Origin of the sequence: Halorubrum halophilum (genome assembly GCF_000739595.1) — an archaeon.
In the GTDB taxonomy this organism is placed as follows: Archaea; Halobacteriota; Halobacteria; order Halobacteriales; family Haloferacaceae; genus Halorubrum; species Halorubrum halophilum.
In genome coordinates this window covers 12918-29563 of the sequence record NZ_BBJP01000001.1, presented here as the reverse complement: position 1 = coordinate 29563, position 16646 = coordinate 12918, and the positions used below count along the sequence as shown (strand labels likewise).

Here is a 16646-nt window from a genome sequence, read left to right as displayed (position 1 = left end):
GGGCGGGGCGGAGGTCTTCGACGACCCAACGTCGAGACGCGAGTAGCTGGCTTCTAACGCGAGATTCGCCGGCGCATAACGATGAGAGCCGAGGGGCTCTCTCCGTCCATGTCGAACGAAGCGAATCCGCCGGACGACGGCTCGCAGGACGGGCACTCGCGGCGGGCGGTCCTTCAGAGAAGCGTCGGCGGGTTCGCGTTCGCCGGCTTCGGGACCGTTCGGATGATGACCGCCGGCGACCACGACGGCCCGGGGACGATCACCGAGCCGACGACCGTCGACGAGTCCGGGAGATACGTCCTCGAGAGCGACCTCTCCGCGGCGGGGGAGGGGATCGAAATCGCCGCGAGCGACGTGACGATCGACGGGCGCGGACACCGGCTCGAAGGCGACGGGCGGCGATCGGGAATCCGCGTTCGGGACGGCGCGCGCGGCGTCACCGTCGAGAGCCTCACCGTGCGGAACTTCCGGCTGGGCGTCGACGTCGGGTGGGACAGCTCACTGACCCTCTCCTCGGTGACGATCGAGGGGAACGCCGCCGACGGCGTGGGGAGCGACGGTAGGGCGGAGATTGCGTGCAAGGGCTCGACGATCCGTGAAAACGCCGGTAACGGGGTGCACGTCTACGACGGTCGCGTCTCGATACGCGACTGCGAGATACGGGGAAATGCCGGACGTGCGCTCGACACCGCCGGATCGGGCGCCCGCGCGACGGCGGTCGTCGAGGGCTCTGTCGCCGCGGGCAACGGCGGCGGGGTCCTGCTCCCGGTGACCGCCGGGTCGGGGGTCGAGCGGACGCTGATCGAGGCGAACGACGGCCCGGGAATCGAGACGGCCCCCGTCGATCCCGCCTCGGTTGCGGGGGACGAAGAGACGGGACGCGGGGCGACCCACGTCGGCCGGTCCCCGATCGAGTCGAACGGCGGCCCGCACCTCGAAACGGCTCCGGCCGACGGTCCGCAGCTCGACGAGCCCGTCCCCGTGCGCCGCTGCGACGTTCGGGACAACGCCGGGGCGGGCATCGAGCACACCGACGGCTTCCTCGAAGTCCGAGGCTGCACCCTCGCCGGGAACGAAGTCGGATACAGAGTGCGGGCGGGAGACGAGTTCGAGGGGGTGCTCCGGCACAACGTCATCGAGGGCAACGAGGAGGGCGGTGCGGTCGCGGACCGGGCGTCGTACCTGAACCCCATCGACGCGACGTGCAACTGGTGGGGCGACGAGACGGGACCCACCCATCGGGACAACCCCCTCGAAGACCCGGGAGGGCAGCCGGTCAGCGACCGCGTCGCGTTCCTCCCGTGGAGCGCTGACCGGCCCGGCGACGCCGGCCGAGGCAAGGAGTCCGACGGGGCCGACGGGTCGGATCAGACCGAAGTCTCTGACGGGACCGAAGTCTCCGACGGGACCGAAGTCTCCGCCGGATCCTGCGTCGGAGGTCTCGAAACCGACGATAGCCCCGGCCTCGAACCCGGAGGGGGCGGTGTCGGCTACGTCGCGACGAAGTCGTACCGGCGGATCGTTGGCGCCGACCCGTACGGGGCGGGGTGTTGGGACGGGACGTTCTACGTCACCGACCCGTCAGATATCGAGCGCAACGGGTTCGACGACCCCGGCGCGATCCTTGTCGGGGAGGACGGGCGGTTGGCCGACGGGCACGTCATCCGCGCCGCGGCGGACGCGACCCCGGTCACGCTCCCGACGTGGGGCGGCGAGCGCGGGGACTGCGAGTCCGTGCTGTTCGTCGAGCTGAACCAGTCGCTCTCCGTCGATCGCGCGTATCGAATCGCCGCCGTTCACGACCCGGAGCCCTACCAAGCGGGCGTCGACACGGGCGGGTTCGCCGGAACTCTCGACGACGTGGTCCGGGTGACGTTCGAGCCGGCGGAGTCGGACGCGTCGATCGACGGCGCGGCGCCACTCAGGTAGGGCGGTCGCTCGCCCGTCCGTCGCTTCCGCGGCCCCCGCGCTCGTCGCCGTCGGCGTCGAGGCGCTCGACGCGCTCGACGGTCTCGGCCGCTTCCGCCGTCTCCGGCGGGTACGAGACGGTCCGCTGCGGGTACGGGATGGAGATCCCGGCGTCCGCGAAGCGGTCCTGTATCATCTCGACGGCGGTCGCCTTCGAGCGCCACCGGGCCTGCGGGGTCGGCGGTTCGATCCAGAAGCGGAGGTCGAGTAAGATCGCGGAGTCGCCGAAGCCGGAGGGGATAACGTACGGTTTCGGGTTGTTGGCGATGGTGTCGATCTCGGCCAGGACCTCCTCGGCGATCTCGCTGGCCTCGTCGGGGTCGTCGTCGTAGCCGATCCCGACCTCCATGTGGATCCGGAGCCGGCCCTCGCGGCTCCGATTCGTGATCGCCTGGTTGGTGACCAGGTCGTTCGGGACGACGACGTACTCGCCGTCGAAGTTCCGCATGTGGGTGTTCATGATGGTGATGTCGGTGACGAACCCCTCCTCGTCGCCGATCTCCACCCAGTCGCCGATCTCGAACGGGCGCGCGAACATCAGCACGAAGCCGGCGATAAGCGATCCGAGCGTCTGGCGGGCCGCCATCCCGAGCACGATCCCTAAAAAGCCCGCCCCGACGAGCAGTCCACCGAGGTTCACGCCCCAGATCCCGAGAACGGTTATCCCCGCGATCACCAGCACGCCCACCTGCATGATCCGGCTGAGAAGCTGCTCTTGGTGGGCGGTGATGCGGTCGCTGTCGGCCGAGAGGTCCTCGACGTACTCCTCTAACACGTCGCTCGCGACGTAGGCGGCACCGAGGAGTAGCAGGGAGAGGAACGCCTGCGCGCCGATCGAGAGCGCGTTCCCCGCGACCGGAAGCACCGCCACCACGATCGCGAACTGTCCCCACAGCGCCAAGATCGCGACGGCCGCGAGCGCGAACAGCGCGAGCTGGAGGACCCCGACGAGGAACCGCAACGCGAACGAGGTCGGCACGGCCTCCCGCATCGTCTCTATCGAGTGTTCCCCCCGCCCGTCGAGGAACCGTTCCAGCCAGCGCGTCGCGACGCGCTCCGCGGCTCGGACGACCCGAGGGAGGAGCAGCCAACCGACGGCGAGCGTTGCGATCAGGATCCCGGCGGTCACCGCGACGCGGGCCTCCGTGGTCGCGACGCTCCCCAACAGTGCGTCGAGTCGCGTTCCCAGTTGTGCGGTCACTGTCCGACGGTTCTCCTTCGCATTTAAAAATGGTCCCCTGCGGCTATCGCCCGAGAGAACGGGCCGGAGATCCGGCTTCACCGACCCCGGATTCGGCGGGTCGGAGCCTCCGATCCGGGGTCATCGACCGCGACGGAGCTCCTCGATCAGCTGTTCGATGAGCGAGGACTGCCTGTCGAGACGCTCGGACTGCTGTTCGACGGTGTGACGGAGCTCCGCGACTTCCGTCGCGAGGTCCTCACCCTCGACGCCGGCGCTCTCGAACGGCGAGCCGTCGAAGGCGTCCGCGTCGGTCGCCTCGGCGCCGGCGGGGTCAGTCGGATCGGTCGTCTCGGTCGCCGCGATCTCTTCTGCGGTCGCCTCTCCCGCGGCATCGCTCGCGAAGTCGGTCTCGGAGCGGGCCGTCGGGTCCGCGCCGGCGATCGGATCAGTCTCCGCGTCCGCGACCGGGTCGTCAGCGATCGGATCGTCGCCGAGCGGGTCGTCGGTAAGCGAGTCTGCGTCGGTCCCGTGACCGCTGACCGGCCCTTCGACGGACTCCGCGTCCGCGACATCGGCGGAGTCCTCCGCGAGTGACGAGGACGCTTCTCCGGCACGCGTCGGATCCCCGCCGCGCGCCGGCTCTTTGCCGGCGACCGACTCGCCCCCGGACGTCGAGTCCGTTCCGGACCTCGTTCCCGTGTCGAGGTCGCGATCACCCACAGCCCCCGATTTCGGCGTCGTCTCTGTTCCGGTCTGCGCTTCGACTCCCGCTTCCTCCTCCGCGTCGGCGACCGGCGAGGCCGACAGCGGGTCGGGCCCCTCGCCGAAGTCGGTCGTGCCGCCGGAGTCTCCCGTGGCGTCGGCGGTTGCGTCGTCTCCGTCGTCGGCGACGGTCACGCGGAACTCCTCGACGCTGTCGACGCCGTGGTACGCGCAGACGGCGTCGACGAGCGTCTCACGGACCGCACGGGCGGACTCGTTGGGCGCTTTGAACCGCTCGGAGCGGCCGTCGTGGGTCAACACGACCGCGGTCGCGACGGTCCCCTCTTCGAAGTCGAGGTCGGTGAGGTCGGCGTAGGCGAACTCCTCGAACTCCTCGTCCCAGACGGCGGAGCCGACGTGTTTGACGAGGCGCTCGCTGGTGACGACGAGCGTGAGTTCGGAGAAGCGGAAGGTGCGGACGACCGACTCGCCGGGGCCGGTGACCCCCCTCGCGGAGAGGACGCCCGCGAGGATCGGGTGGAGGACGTCGTCGGCGCGCTTGGCCGGCACCGAGATCGTCTCGTCGCCGTCGAGGCCGTAGCCGAGGGTGAGTTTCGCCTTGCGGCGACCCGTCGAAACCGCGATACGCTCGACGTCGTGGGAGTACTCCGCGACCGACTCGTCCGACAGCAGGCCGTCGCCGCGGTAGACGAGCGTCCGCGTCGGCGTGACCGCGAGTTGGTCGGCTCCCCCGAGCGGGACCTCGGCCACGACCTCCTCGTCGCCGACGGTCCCCGCGAGCAGTTCGGGAAGGCTCATATCCCGGAGATCCGCCCCGTCGGCCATAAATCCGCGGGGTCCGCGTCGGCGCCTCGCGAAAGCGGTGGAAACGGTCGTCGTCACCGATCTCGCGGTCGGTCCCGCCGTCGACCCCGCCGACTCTGTCACGGGTTCGCAACCTTCCGACGGATGGGAAGGTTAAAGGGTTTCATCGCGGTACGGAACAGTGAGGCCGGGTGGCTTAGCTGGACATAGCGCCGCACTCATAGGGTTCAGAGATTCGGTGCGGTGACGCCTTGGAAGCGTCCGCGTCCTTCCCGTGGCTCCGCCGAGCCTCGGACCTGGGACATGCGGAGATCGTGGGTTCGGAGCCCACCCCGGCCATCTACTATACTGTTGACGTGATACGTCAAAATCTCTCTAGTGGGAGATATCGGAAGTCTCAACAGGACGAACGAGCAGAACTGGGGTCGAAACAGACTCGTTCGTCTATTCCGGTTATTTTATTAACATTGCTAGAGACGCCACGATCGGAATGGCCCTCCAACTTACCCAGGCGGTTAGCGACGGCATTCGACGGACAGTCAGTCGAACTGGCGGGATCCTGTTTTTGGGGTTCCTTATCATCCAGCTCGGGGTTCAAACAAGCGTCAACAGCGCCGTGTTGGGGTTTCTCCCGCCAGCGGCGGCCGAGCAGTTCGAGCAGAATGTCGGACTTGCGCTTCCCATTCCCGGAAGTGTTGGAATCGCGCTGTTCATCGCGCTCACGGTTTTGAGCTCGACGTTCTTTGTCGTTCTCTCGCGAACGTTCGCTCAGCCGCTCAGTGACGTATCGACGTTCCCCGCAACGTCGACGCGACGACTTGGGCGTGCAACAGCTATCGCACTCGTCGGCGGAGTGATCGTGAGCTTCTCGATTATGATCGGGACCATCCTCCTGTTATTCCCGGGGCTGTTCCTCGCGGCGTCGTTCCTGTTCTTCATCTTCGCGGTCGCCGTTGAGGATCGTGGTCTCATCGGTAGCCTCAAGCGGAGCTGGGGGCTGGCTCGCGGGTCCCGGCTCAAACTCGGTCTCCTCGTCGTCGTCTCCGCGCTGTTCGGCGGGCTCCTCGGCGGCGTCGGATCCCTGTTGGATCTCGCCGGTATGGCGGTCGTCTCCGACGTTGTGACGGTCGTTCTCACAACGGTGTTCTTCCTGCCGTACTACGCGATCATCGCGTCGGCGTACCTCCAGTTGCGAGACGGGCGAGACGCTCCGAACCGATCGACAGCAACCCCGGTTGACGCGTCACAGACGCCGGAGCTCTAACCGGCTCTGGTTCGGGAGTCACACCCCATCTGGAAGAGAACAGTTCCACTCCCACTATTGATCCGAGTCTGGTTGTTAACAGGAGCTACGTTCAGACCCATCTCCAATCCGAACACGGCGCCGGTCGAAACGCCTACGGGTCCCGGCCGCGACGGCGACCGTATGCAAGCGCGTGACCTGATGGAACCCGACGTGAAGACGGTCGCCCCGGACGACGACGTGGCCGACGTGTTCAAGAAGTTCGCTCGGTACGACTTCAGCGGCTTCCCCGTCGTCGACGACGAGGACCGGCTGGTCGGCGTCGTCACCGAGTCTGACCTCGTCGATCTGTTCGAGCCGGACGACGAGACGCTGTGGATCCCGATCGGGCTCCCGCCGTTCGTCGACACGCTCACCTATCAGGTGAAGGCGCCGTGGGCCGACCTCGATCTGGGCGTCGACATGGTGCGGAACGCCGACCGCCCGATCTCGGAGGTGATGAGCACCGACGTGGCGACAGTGACGCCCGAGACAGATATGAACGAGGTGCTCGATCTGCTCACCGGCGATGATCCGAACATCAACCGCGTCCCGGTCGTCGACGATGCAGGTCGGATCGTCGGTATCATCGCCCGTCAAGACGTTATTCGGGCGTTCCGCGATAAGCGACTGACGTAAGATCGGTGGTGTAGTCGAACTGCGGTGGAGTTCCAGTCGATCGTTTATAAGTAGCAGATTGCGGGTCGAGAGAAAAAATCACCGTCAAAGCTCCAGCCGCTCAGCGATATGTGATCGGTGACTCGGTGGTGAATACTTCCGAAGCCCCAGCCGGTTGTTTATAAGCGATCGAACACTGCTCGGAGAACACCTCCAAAGCCCCAGCCGTGAGGGCGGCGCACGCTCGCTGTGCGCTTCGGTCGCTCGCGTTGCTCGCTCCCTGTAGTGCTTACATCGCCTGCGCCGCCCTCACGGCTGCCCCTTTGAGTCCCACCCGCACCGCAACCGCACCTCGCGCCTCCCCAGCCTCGTCGGCGCGGCGCTTAAAAGCGCCGCGCCGACTCCCTCGCGCGGTCTGCTCGCGGGCCTACGGCCCGCTCGCAGGCGCACGCCATCGCCTCGTTCATTTATAAGTAACCGTCGCTATCGAGGGGTGACTGGTCCACACACCGAGAGTCGCTCGCTCGTCCGCCTCCTCAGGGGTCGACCCGCACCAGCCACGCCGCGGGATCGTCGAGTTCGGCGCTCGTCGGAAGGTTCTCCGGGCGCTCCCAGACGACGCCAGCCGCCTCGATTCCGCGGGCGTCGACGACCTCGCGGAAGAAGGCGGCGCCCTGCTCGTACTGCCGACGCTTCAGTCCCAGCCCGAGCAGCCGGCGCGCGAGCCGCTGAATCGGACCGCCGCCGCCACGGCGCTCGTCGAGCTTCCGGCGGAGGTCGGCGTACTCGCCGTCGAACGCGCGGTCCATCAGCACCTCGGCGTACCCCTCGACCGCCGTCATCGCCGCCTGCAGCTCCGCGAACGGCTCGGTGTCCAGAGCGTCGACCGGCAGATTGCCGGCGGTCAGTCCGTCGCTACCGGCCGATCCCCCGCCGCCGGTGAATCCCTCGATCCCGCGCTCGACCCGCGATTCGAGGTACTCGGGGAGCCACGGCGCCGCGCCGAACTCCGCCGCATGCGTCACCTCGTGGAACGCGATCCAGCGCCTGAACCGCGGGAAGTCAACGTCGAGCGACGCCGCGACCGCGACGATATTCGGGTGGACGAAGTAGAGCCCGTGGTCGGCGTCGGGCTCGTCGGCCAACAGGAGCGGGTCGTACTGGCCGAGCACGTTGCGCGCTAAGAATCCGAGCGTGAACGCCATCGACCCGGTGTTGGCGACCCGCGAGAGGTCCCGCGCGAATCCCCGCGTGAGGTCGCCGGCCGGGAGGTCCACGGGCCCGCCCGCGGGGTCGACGATTCCGCCGGCCGACCCGCCGGCCACGCCGGCCGACTCTTCGTCCCCGGTCGCGGCCGCCTCGATCGGCGCCATCACGTTCCGGAACGTGTCGACGCTGGCGTCGATCCAGTGGTGACGGTTCTGCACCTCGATCGCGTCGGGCACGTCGAACTCGATGCCTGCGACCTCGCGGAGTCGGGTGCGCGCGTCGCGCACGTCGGTCGCGTACCCCGCCCGCTCCGCGTCGCTGAGCGCGAGCGACCCCGGATCGGTGCCCGCCTTCGCGGCCGTCGCGGCCCGCTCCCAGTCGACGACGCCCGGCCCGCTGGCCTCGGAGACGGTCCGGAGGCTTCGGAGGATGTCCATACGGACTGGAGGGGAGCGCGCCTCAAGTCCCTTGTGTCGGTGAGGGGGTAGAGAGACCGCCCCGTATCGGCGGTTTCTTGCCGACCGCCGGACCAACACGCGTATGCGCGACTCTCAGAGAGCGTTTCTCGACGACCTGCTCGCGACCGCCAGTCCCTCCGGCTTCGAGACGCCGAGCCAGCGGGTCTGGGCCGACTACGTCCGCGGCTTCGCCGACGAGGTCACCATCGACGCCTACGGCAACGCCGTCGCCGTCCACGAGGGCGACGACGACGCGCCCACCGTTGCGCTGACGGGCCATGCCGACGAGATCGGCTTCATCGTCCGCGACGTGCTCGACGACGGCTTCCTCCGGATCTCCCGAATCGGCGGCTCGGACCGCACCGTCTCGAAGGGGCAGCACGTCACCGTCCACGCCGACGAGCCCGTGCAGGGCGTGATCGGCCAGACCGCGATCCACCTGCGCGACCCCTCCGAGGACGAGTACGAGGAGATCGCCGAGCAGTTCGTCGACATCGGCGCGGCCGACGCCGAGGAGGCCCGGGAACACGTCGAGATCGGCGACCCCGTCACCTTCTCGACCTCGGTCGAAGAGCTCGTCGGCGACCGGATCGCCGCCCGCGGGATCGACAACCGGACCGGCACCTGGGCGGCCGCGGAGGGGCTCCGCCGCGCCGCCGAACGCGACGCCAAAGCCACCGTCTACGCCGTCTCCACGGTGCAGGAGGAGGTCGGGCTCAAGGGCGCACAGATGGTCGGCGTCGACCTCGACGCAGTGGACGCGTTCGTCGCCGTCGACGTCACCCACGCCACCGATAACCCCGACGTCGACAGCGAGCACCGGGGGCCGGTCGAGCTCGGTGCCGGCCCCGTGATCGCCCGCGGCAGCGCGAACCACCCCGTCCTCGTCGAGCTCGCACGTGACGCCGCCGCTGCCGACGACATCGACGTACAGCTGCAGGCGGCGGGCTCCCGGACCGGTACCGACGCCGACGCCTTCTACACGTCCCGAGGCGGTGTCCCGTCGCTCAACGTCTCGATCCCGAACCGCTACATGCACACGCCGGTCGAGGTGGTCGACACCGGCGACCTCGACGCCGTGGCCGATCTCCTTGCCGCGATCGCCGACGCCGCTGCGGACGCGACCTCCTTCGCAGTCGACGTGTGAAGTCGACGCGAGCGATGCGTTACGCCGGCAGCAGCGAGACGGTCAGGCACGGTAAACCGGGACACGGCAGGGTCGAAACGGAACAGTTTTACAATATCCTGCCATACCCGTAATTGCGTCGAACGGACGTGCGCTCTGGTGGTGTAGTCCGGCCAATCATATCACCCTCTCACGGTGATGACCTGGGTTCGAATCCCAGCCGGAGCATTTCTACGACGAACAAACCGTTGAGCGACAGCATCTGCGGCAGTCGTATTCGACCTCGACAGTGACGAGTGATATCGCCGCAGTCGATCAGATAGTGGTTCAAATGGCGCGTAGCAAGAAATCATCAATCTCACATATATGCAAGAATAATGATGTTTTGGACACGCAAAGTACTCCGCGGCTCAGATTAAGTGTCACGACACCAGTAAATACTGTCTATTAGTGCGATCTCGACTCTTGTCATGGTTGAAAAGGCGTGATTCGGATTGGTTGTAAAATCGGTTGAGTAAGTGTAGTCATACGTATAGATAATACAACCACCACCACTTGCTTGTTCGGAGATTCGTTTTTCGAACCGCAAGCCTGCGGTTGATCCGCAGAGAATATCAGATTACAATAATAAATATCATTCTGATATATTGGCAGATCGGACATGCGTTGAGCGAGCAGTGTCGGTCACGTCGCGAGCCGCCGTGATACCTGACTCACCCATCGTCGGTAACGGGCTCCGCCGTGCAGCCACAGCCGCCTCGCCGGATTATCTCCCCGACGGGCGCGTCCGTCCCGCAGTTCGGGCAGACGGCGCGTACGTCGACGAGCACGTCGTAGTCGCCGCGGTCCAGCTCCTCCGCGTTCGCGAGCGACGAGATGGCCGACTCGGCGACCGCCGAGACCCGTCCCTGCAGCTTCTCAATGGTCTCGACCTTTCGATCGGCCATATCGTCGTCCGCCGCGGGGAGGCTCGCCTCGCGCTCCTGCGTGAGGTACGTGTGGATCGCCTGATGAGTGACGAAGTCCCCGGTGAGCTCGTCGACGTCGATCCCCTCGCGTTCGAGGCGGCGACGCGCCCGCGTCGCCGACGATCCAGACTCGCCGCGGAGGGCCTCGTACGTGCTCGATACGTCGACGCTGAGCGACGAGACGCCGACCTCGCGGAGGGCTGCCTCCAACACCGCCTCGTTGAACTCGTCGGCGAGATCCCGCAGGCTCGTCCGCTCGCCCGCCTCGCCGGTCCACGCGGCCTCCAAGTTCGCTCCCATGTCGTCGAGGTCGTACTCCCGGATCACGCGCGCGACCTTCGTGTTCGTCCCGCTCGCTTCGGTGGTCATACCCGGAGTTCGATCCCGGACGTGACAAAATCATCGGTGTCTCGCCCCGCTGATCGTTCGGAAGATAACCGAGCCGGTGTCCGCCTCGACGACGACCGCCGTCGACACCGTCCGGAACTCGTGACCCCGGACGGGATCAACGGCCCCAAATGCGATTGATAGATATTATAGATATCACGCACGTTTTCTTAAACACCATTTTAGATATATTTTGAGGGCAGGGGAGTTCGAGCAGCTACCGTCCGCGCTGACGCGGCTGCTTCGACTGATAGCGGCTCGGCTTTGGACAGTGTTCCACCGTTCAGTACGCTTATTATACTCTCGCTCGGAATGCCGTACATGGCTTTCCATGACGCGGTCCCGGAACCCGCGGACTATCCGGATCCGGCGACAGCGGACCACGTTACGTACAACCCCTCGTTTGCGGAGTTACGCGAGCTGTCGGCGGGCGAGGAGGTGACGACGGAGTACGGGTCGCCGTCGTACGTGAGCGACTATCGATCGCGGAGCGCCGACGCGACGGCGAACGTCATCGACGACGACTTCGGTGACGGGGATTACGACGTGTTCGCGCGCGGCGTCGAGTGGGTGAACGACTCGGACAACGACGTCGTCTGCGTCGACCGGGTCGTCGGTCGACACGCGGAGACCTCATACGCGTGTCGGCTGTTCCTCCCCGCGGCGTACGGTCGGATCGCGCTCTCGTGGGCGAAGCTCCTCGAACCGGCCGAGGGTCGATCGCCGGACTTCGTCACGGTGCAGTTACCCGACGCGACGGACGATCCCCGAATCCGGGTTCACCCGGAGGAGGGCGTCACGACGGTCCTCGGAAGCGATTACACGGGCGAGGCGAAGAAGTCGTTCCTCCGGTTGTTCATGCACCGCGCGAAGCGACAGGGCGGATTAGGCCTCCACGCGGGGAGCAAGCGCGTCACGCTCATCGAGGGAGACGACACCCGCGACGTGGGGCAGCTGTTCCTCGGGCTCTCTGGAACTGGAAAATCAACGCTGACGAGCCACGGGCTCTGGCTCGACGACCCCGAAGGCGTCGAGATGATCCAAGACGACGTCTGCGCGCTCCTCCCTTCGGGCAGCGTTGCCGGAAGCGAGGGCGGCGGCCTCTACATCAAAACCATCGGCCTCGACGCCGGTGAACAGCCCGAACTGCACAGCGCCGCGACGGACGAGAGCGCCGTCTTGGAGAACGTGGCGGTCGACGAGGACGGCGCGGTCCACTTCGACAAGCCCCGGTACGGACGCAACGCGCGGGCGACCATCCGACGGAACCGACTGGAGAGCTCGGCGGACGACATCGACCTAGACAGCGTCGATCAGGTGTTTTTCATCACGCGCAACCCGCTCATGCCACCGATTGCACGCCTCGACCACGAGCAGGCCGCGGTCGCGTTCATGCTCGGGGAGTCCGTCGAGACGAGTGCGGGCGACCCCTCGCGGGTGGGCGAGCCGATCCGAGTCGTCGGGACCAACCCGTTCATCGTCGGCTCAGAGGGCGAGGAGGGGAACCGATTCCGCGACCTCATCGCCGACCTCGACGTCGAGTGTTACGTCATCAACACCGGCGCGGTGGGGACCGACGATCCGATCGATGTCGGCGTCGAGGAGACCGTCGCCGTGCTGGAGGGAGCGGCCCGGAACCGCATCGAGTGGGAGCGCGACGACGACCTCGGGCTGACCGTCCCGAGCGACGTTCCGGGGATCGACATCGAGCGGTTCGCCGTCGCCGACCGCGTCGGCGACTTCGAGACAGCCCGGGACGCGCTCCGCGAGGACCGCCGCGAGTACCTCGACCGGTTCGACGACCTCGACGACGACATCCGCGACGCGATGTACTAGCAGGGCGCTTCGGGCGGTCAAGCGCGGTACCGATCGTCGAAGAGTCAGTCGGCGCCGTGCCGCAACGTGCGGCCGCAGTTTCGGCAGACGAGCGAGCCGTGGTCTCTCGCGACTGTGTCTCCACACTGGGTACATGTCGAACGCATACGCGAATGGTGGTTCGACGGTCACATAACTCTTACTCGTTGATCGTCGATTAGCGTCACGTTTACTACGTCCGGTCGCGACGCGTCAAACGGCTGCAAGAGATCGCAGATGACCTGTTATCTCACCGTCGACGACGCCCCCTCGTCGACCCTCGACGAGAAGCTCGACGCGCTCGCGGCCCGCGACGTGCCGGCGCTCCTCTTCTGTGAGGGGAGCCGTCTCGACTGCCACCCCGAGTACGCGACGCGAGCCGTGCGGGAGGGCGTCCACCTCGGCAACCACACGTGGTCGCACCCCCGCGCGTCCGAGCTGTCCGAGGCAGAATTCGTCCGCGAGATCGAGCGCACGGAGCGCCGCATCGAGGCGGCCTACGACCGAGTCGGAGCGACGCGCCCCGCCAAGCTCTTCCGGTTCCCGTACGGCGACACCGGCGGCGAACGCGCCGCCCGGTTCGAGCGAACCCTGCGCGAGCGCGGGTTCGCGGGGCCGAACCGGATCGTCGAAGTTGGGACTGACGGGGAGACACTCCACCACTGGCCGTGGACATGCAGTGTCGAGGACTGGACGACCGACTCGGTCACCGAACTTCGGGACCGGTTCGAGGCTGCCGTCGGTCCGTTCGCGACGGACGACCCCGAAATCGTGCTGTTTCACGATGCCGCGAACTCGCCCGCGCTGTTCGAGGCGTTCGTCGGCTGGTTGTGCGACCACGATCGGGAGCCGGGTGATCCGGTCGATCTGGTCACGTGACCCGGCCGATCGCTCCGTTGTTCTCCGCGAGCGTGACGGCTCGGTCCCCGATTCTGTTCTATTATCCAGAACACTTATCACCGGTGTCTGTCTTGATCAATCAGTATGGACGCCAAACACCCGGTGCGAACCACCGAGAAGACCCTCGCGCTGGTCGAGGAGCTGATGGACCGCGGGCCGTGTGGGGTAACGGAGCTGGCGAATGGGCTAGAGATGGGGAAGAGCGCGGTTCACAACCACCTCACGACCCTCCAGAAGCACGGGTACGTGCTGAAGACCGGCGACGAGTACCAGCTCGGGCTGAAGTTCCTCGAGGTCGGCGGCTCCACCCGGAAGTCGATGGAGTTCTATCAGGTGGCCGAGCCGGAGGTGAAGTCGCTCGCGAACGAGACCGGCGAGCTCGCGAACCTCCTCGTCGAGGAGCAGGGTATGGGCGTGTACCTGATGCGGTCGAAGGGCGAGGAGGCCGTCGACCTCGACACGTACGCCGGGCTCAGGACGTACCTCCACACCACCGCGCTCGGGAAGGCCATCCTCGCACACCTGCCCGAGTCCCGCGTCGAGGAGATCATCGAGCGGCGCGGACTGGAACGGAAGACCCCCCGAAGCGTCGGCTCTCGCGAAGAGCTGTTCGAGGCGCTGGAGGGCGTCCGCGACCGCGGGTACGCGATCGACGACGGGGAGCGGCTCGAAGGACTGCGCTGTATCGCGGCCCCGGTCAAGGACTCCTCGGACGAGGTGTTGGGCGCGATCAGCGTGTCGGCGCCGGCCAGCCGCGTCAGCGACGACGACCTCCACGGCAGACTCCCCGAACGCGTGCTCAGCGCGGCCAACGTCGTCGAGCTGAACATCAACTACTGATATTGGTTCTGATATTCAGAATGCCTTTCGGGCGAGATGGGAGCATCGATACGAGGAGTATTGTCACGTAAAGCCCGTTATTCGGCCGATATGGATCGATTTTTCCCAAATCAATTACAGTCGTAGATTTGTAACGTATATCGGTAGTTCATCGCATTTTCGTTCTGGTTCTCAGAACGACTATCATGCCACACGGAACGCCGACGTGACTGGGAGCGTTACTGATCGCCCGCGCCCCAGCCGTATGCCTGCCAGCCGCCGTCGGCGTACAGCATTTCACCCGTGACGACTGCCTGTACAGTCGAGTACCACCAGCCACTACCTATCAACTTGAACGCATTTTCTGTCACGCTGAACGACCGGCACGCTTCTCAGACGACACCCGTCGAGTTGGTACAGTTGCATCGACGGCTCACCGCGGGCCAACTTCCGGATAGAGAGTCTCTCGACGGCTCGTTCCGGTTAGCTCGTGCGAACGGTGACGAATCCGAAGAACTTGAGGATGAGTTGTTGGGTGATGTCGCCGAACATCGCGTTCCCGGTCGGGGACCGCCGCCGTTCCGTGGTGTCTCGGTGGTCGCAGCGTACTTCTCCGCGAGCTCGATAAAACTCCCCTCCGGGACGGAAGTCGGACCGGCCGTCAGTGGGACAGACGAGGCCGGTTAATTGCGCGACGATGCCCGCGGGACAGAGGGAACGGACGACCGCCTCAGTAGTTGTCGTAGACGGTCTTTTCGATGGTGTAGAACTCGAGGCCGGCATCTCCTTGCTCGCGCCAGGTTTCGGAGGAGGAGCGCTTGAAGCCGCCGAAGGGGACGTGGAGTTCGAGGCCGGTGGTCTTCTCGTTGACCTTCGCGACGCCGGCCTCGATCTCGTCGATGAAGCGCTTGGCCTCGGTGTGGTCGTCGGTGACGACGCTGGCCGAGAGCCCGTACTCGACGTCGTTGGCGACGTGAAGCCCCTCGTCGTAGTCGCTCACCTTGATGACGGCGACGACGGGGCCGAACACCTCCTCACACGCGATCGTGTCGTCGTTGTCGACGTCGGTCAGGACGGTCGGCTCGACAAAGTAGCCGGTCTCGACCGCGTCGCCGGCCGGCTGGCCGCCGCCCGCCGCGACCGTCGTGCCTTCATCCTGGGCGATATCGATGTACTCCAAGGTAGACTCGAGCTCGTCGGCACTGACCTGCGGGCCCATCTCGTGGTCGAGCCCGGGTCCGATGTCGATAGCCTCGGCCCGCTCGACGAGCTCGTCGACGAACTCGTCGTAGACGTCCTCGTGGACGATCGCGCGGGAACACGCGGTACACGACTGGCCGGTCGTCCCGAACCCGCCGCTCGCGACTATCTCGGCTGCCTCCGCGGGGTCGGCCGAGTCGGCCACCAGCGTCGGGTTCTTCCCCCCCATCTCGGTCTGGACCCGCTTGCCGGCGTCCGTGGCCTGATCGTAGACCATCTCGCCGACCTGTCCGCTGCCCGTGAAGGAGACGGCGTCGGTCCCCTCGTTCGTGATGAACTCGTTGCCGACCGAGCTTCCCGGGCCGGTGACGACGTTGAGCACGCCGTCCGGGAGCCCGGCCTCGTCGAGCGCTTCCGTGACCGCGAGGACGACGCCCGGAGCGGCGCTCGCGGGCTTGATGACCACGGTGTTGCCCGCCGCGAGCGCGGGGGCGAGCTTCCACGCCGGGATGGCGATGGGGTAGTTCCACGGCGTGATCAGCGCCGCGACGCCGACCGGCTCCTTGCGCGTGTAGAGGGTCGTGTCGCGGCTGCTCGATCCCTTCACCGTCCCGCCGAGGTCCGAGGCCTTCCCGGCGAAGTAGTGGAAGATGTCTATCGCGCGCTGTACCTCGCCGGCCGCCTCGGGACGGGCCTTCCCCTCCTCCTCAACGAGCATCTCGGTGAGCTCGTCCTTCCGATCGGCGAGGATCGACCCCGCCTGCCGGAGGATCCGACCGCGCTCCGGACCGGGCGTGGACGCCCACTCTTCGCTCGCGTCGGCCGCCGCCGTGACTGCCTCGACGGCGTCCGCCTCGTTGGACTGCTGGTAGCTCGCTACCGTCTCACTGGGATTCGCGGGGTTCTCGACGTCGAAGGTCTCGCCCGTCTCCGAGGAGACCCACTCTCCGCCGACGTAGTTCTGGTTGGGCTCTGACACGCGTCGACGTTCGCGACCGACCCATACCATTCTTACGGTTCTAGTGACCCGCGAGGCGTCGATGACGCTCGTCAAGAGTCGAGAGCCGTCGCGGATCGAGAGGCGTCGCCATCACCGCCGAGCCGCGTCGTCCAATACACTTTTGCGGGTAGCCGCGAACGTCGAGCT

Annotated in this window: 12 protein-coding genes and 2 tRNA genes; 9 read left to right on the top strand and 5 right to left on the bottom strand. The window is 66.5% G+C overall.

Features of this window, described 5'->3' with window-relative positions:
- Positions 1-108: 108 nt before the first annotated feature.
- Positions 109-1929 (top strand): right-handed parallel beta-helix repeat-containing protein, encoded by a 1821-nt coding sequence (locus ACP96_RS00130; protein ID WP_154020372.1) that lies wholly within the window; start codon positions 109-111, stop codon positions 1927-1929.
- On the opposite strand, the gene ACP96_RS00125 is transcribed toward ACP96_RS00130, so the two are convergent.
- Together ACP96_RS00125 and ACP96_RS00120 are read right to left on the bottom strand one after the other, a co-directional pair.
- Entirely contained in the window at positions 1922-3169 is a 1248-nt protein-coding gene (locus tag ACP96_RS00125) for a mechanosensitive ion channel family protein (protein ID WP_202593890.1), read from the bottom strand. The two genes, ACP96_RS00130 and ACP96_RS00125, sit on opposite strands and share 8 nt — an antisense overlap.
- 120 nt (positions 3170-3289) lie before the next feature.
- The gene (locus ACP96_RS00120) at positions 3290-4672 is read right to left on the bottom strand and encodes a DUF7115 domain-containing protein (RefSeq protein ID WP_050031640.1); all 1383 of its coding nucleotides are present in this window, start codon (positions 4670-4672) and stop codon (positions 3290-3292) included.
- 191 nt (positions 4673-4863) lie between these two features.
- On the opposite strand from ACP96_RS00120, the gene ACP96_RS00115 reads away from it, so the two are divergent.
- From ACP96_RS00115 to ACP96_RS00105, 3 genes are all read left to right on the top strand, one after another.
- Positions 4864-5017: transfer RNA gene (locus ACP96_RS00115), tRNA-Met, on the top strand.
- A 520-nt stretch (positions 5018-5537) separates the two neighbouring features.
- Positions 5538-5942, top strand: coding sequence for a hypothetical protein (locus ACP96_RS19435; RefSeq protein ID WP_237561584.1), 405 nt, complete (start codon positions 5538-5540; stop codon positions 5940-5942).
- A 162-nt stretch (positions 5943-6104) separates the two neighbouring features.
- Complete coding sequence (locus ACP96_RS00105; RefSeq protein WP_050031637.1) at positions 6105-6599, top strand: CBS domain-containing protein; 495 nt, start codon at positions 6105-6107, stop codon at positions 6597-6599.
- Between the two features lie 515 nt (positions 6600-7114).
- Here the strand turns inward: ACP96_RS00105 and ACP96_RS00100 are convergent.
- Positions 7115-8224: a zinc-dependent metalloprotease gene (locus ACP96_RS00100; RefSeq protein WP_050031635.1), complete on the bottom strand. Its 1110-nt coding sequence runs from the start codon at positions 8222-8224 to the stop codon at positions 7115-7117.
- Positions 8225-8327: 103 nt separating this feature from the next.
- On the opposite strand from ACP96_RS00100, the gene ACP96_RS00095 reads away from it, so the two are divergent.
- Positions 8328-9392: a M28 family peptidase gene (locus ACP96_RS00095; protein WP_050031634.1), complete on the top strand. Its 1065-nt coding sequence runs from the start codon at positions 8328-8330 to the stop codon at positions 9390-9392.
- A gap of 132 nt (positions 9393-9524) precedes the next feature.
- A tRNA-Glu gene (locus ACP96_RS00090) sits at positions 9525-9599 on the top strand.
- 485 nt (positions 9600-10084) lie between these two features.
- On the opposite strand, the gene rdfA is transcribed toward ACP96_RS00090, so the two are convergent.
- Entirely contained in the window at positions 10085-10708 is a 624-nt protein-coding gene (gene rdfA / locus ACP96_RS00085) for a rod-determining factor RdfA (RefSeq protein ID WP_050031632.1), read from the bottom strand.
- Positions 10709-11047: 339 nt separating this feature from the next.
- Here rdfA and ACP96_RS00080 point away from each other — a divergent pair, with 339 nt between their 5' ends.
- The 3 genes from ACP96_RS00080 (at position 11048) to xacR (ending at position 14320) form a co-directional block, all read left to right on the top strand.
- Positions 11048-12562, top strand: coding sequence for a phosphoenolpyruvate carboxykinase (ATP) (locus tag ACP96_RS00080; RefSeq protein WP_050031631.1), 1515 nt, complete (start codon positions 11048-11050; stop codon positions 12560-12562).
- A 255-nt stretch (positions 12563-12817) separates the two neighbouring features.
- A complete protein-coding gene (locus tag ACP96_RS00075) occupies positions 12818-13459 on the top strand; it encodes a polysaccharide deacetylase family protein (protein WP_050031630.1) in 642 nt (213 codons plus the stop codon).
- A 105-nt stretch (positions 13460-13564) separates the two neighbouring features.
- A complete protein-coding gene (xacR, locus tag ACP96_RS00070; protein WP_050031629.1) occupies positions 13565-14320 on the top strand; it encodes an HTH-type transcriptional regulator XacR in 756 nt (251 codons plus the stop codon).
- A gap of 709 nt (positions 14321-15029) precedes the next feature.
- Here the strand turns inward: xacR and xacF are convergent.
- Positions 15030-16508: a 2,5-dioxovalerate dehydrogenase gene (xacF, locus tag ACP96_RS00065; protein ID WP_449272131.1), complete on the bottom strand. Its 1479-nt coding sequence runs from the start codon at positions 16506-16508 to the stop codon at positions 15030-15032.
- Between the last annotated feature and the right edge of the window lie 138 nt (positions 16509-16646).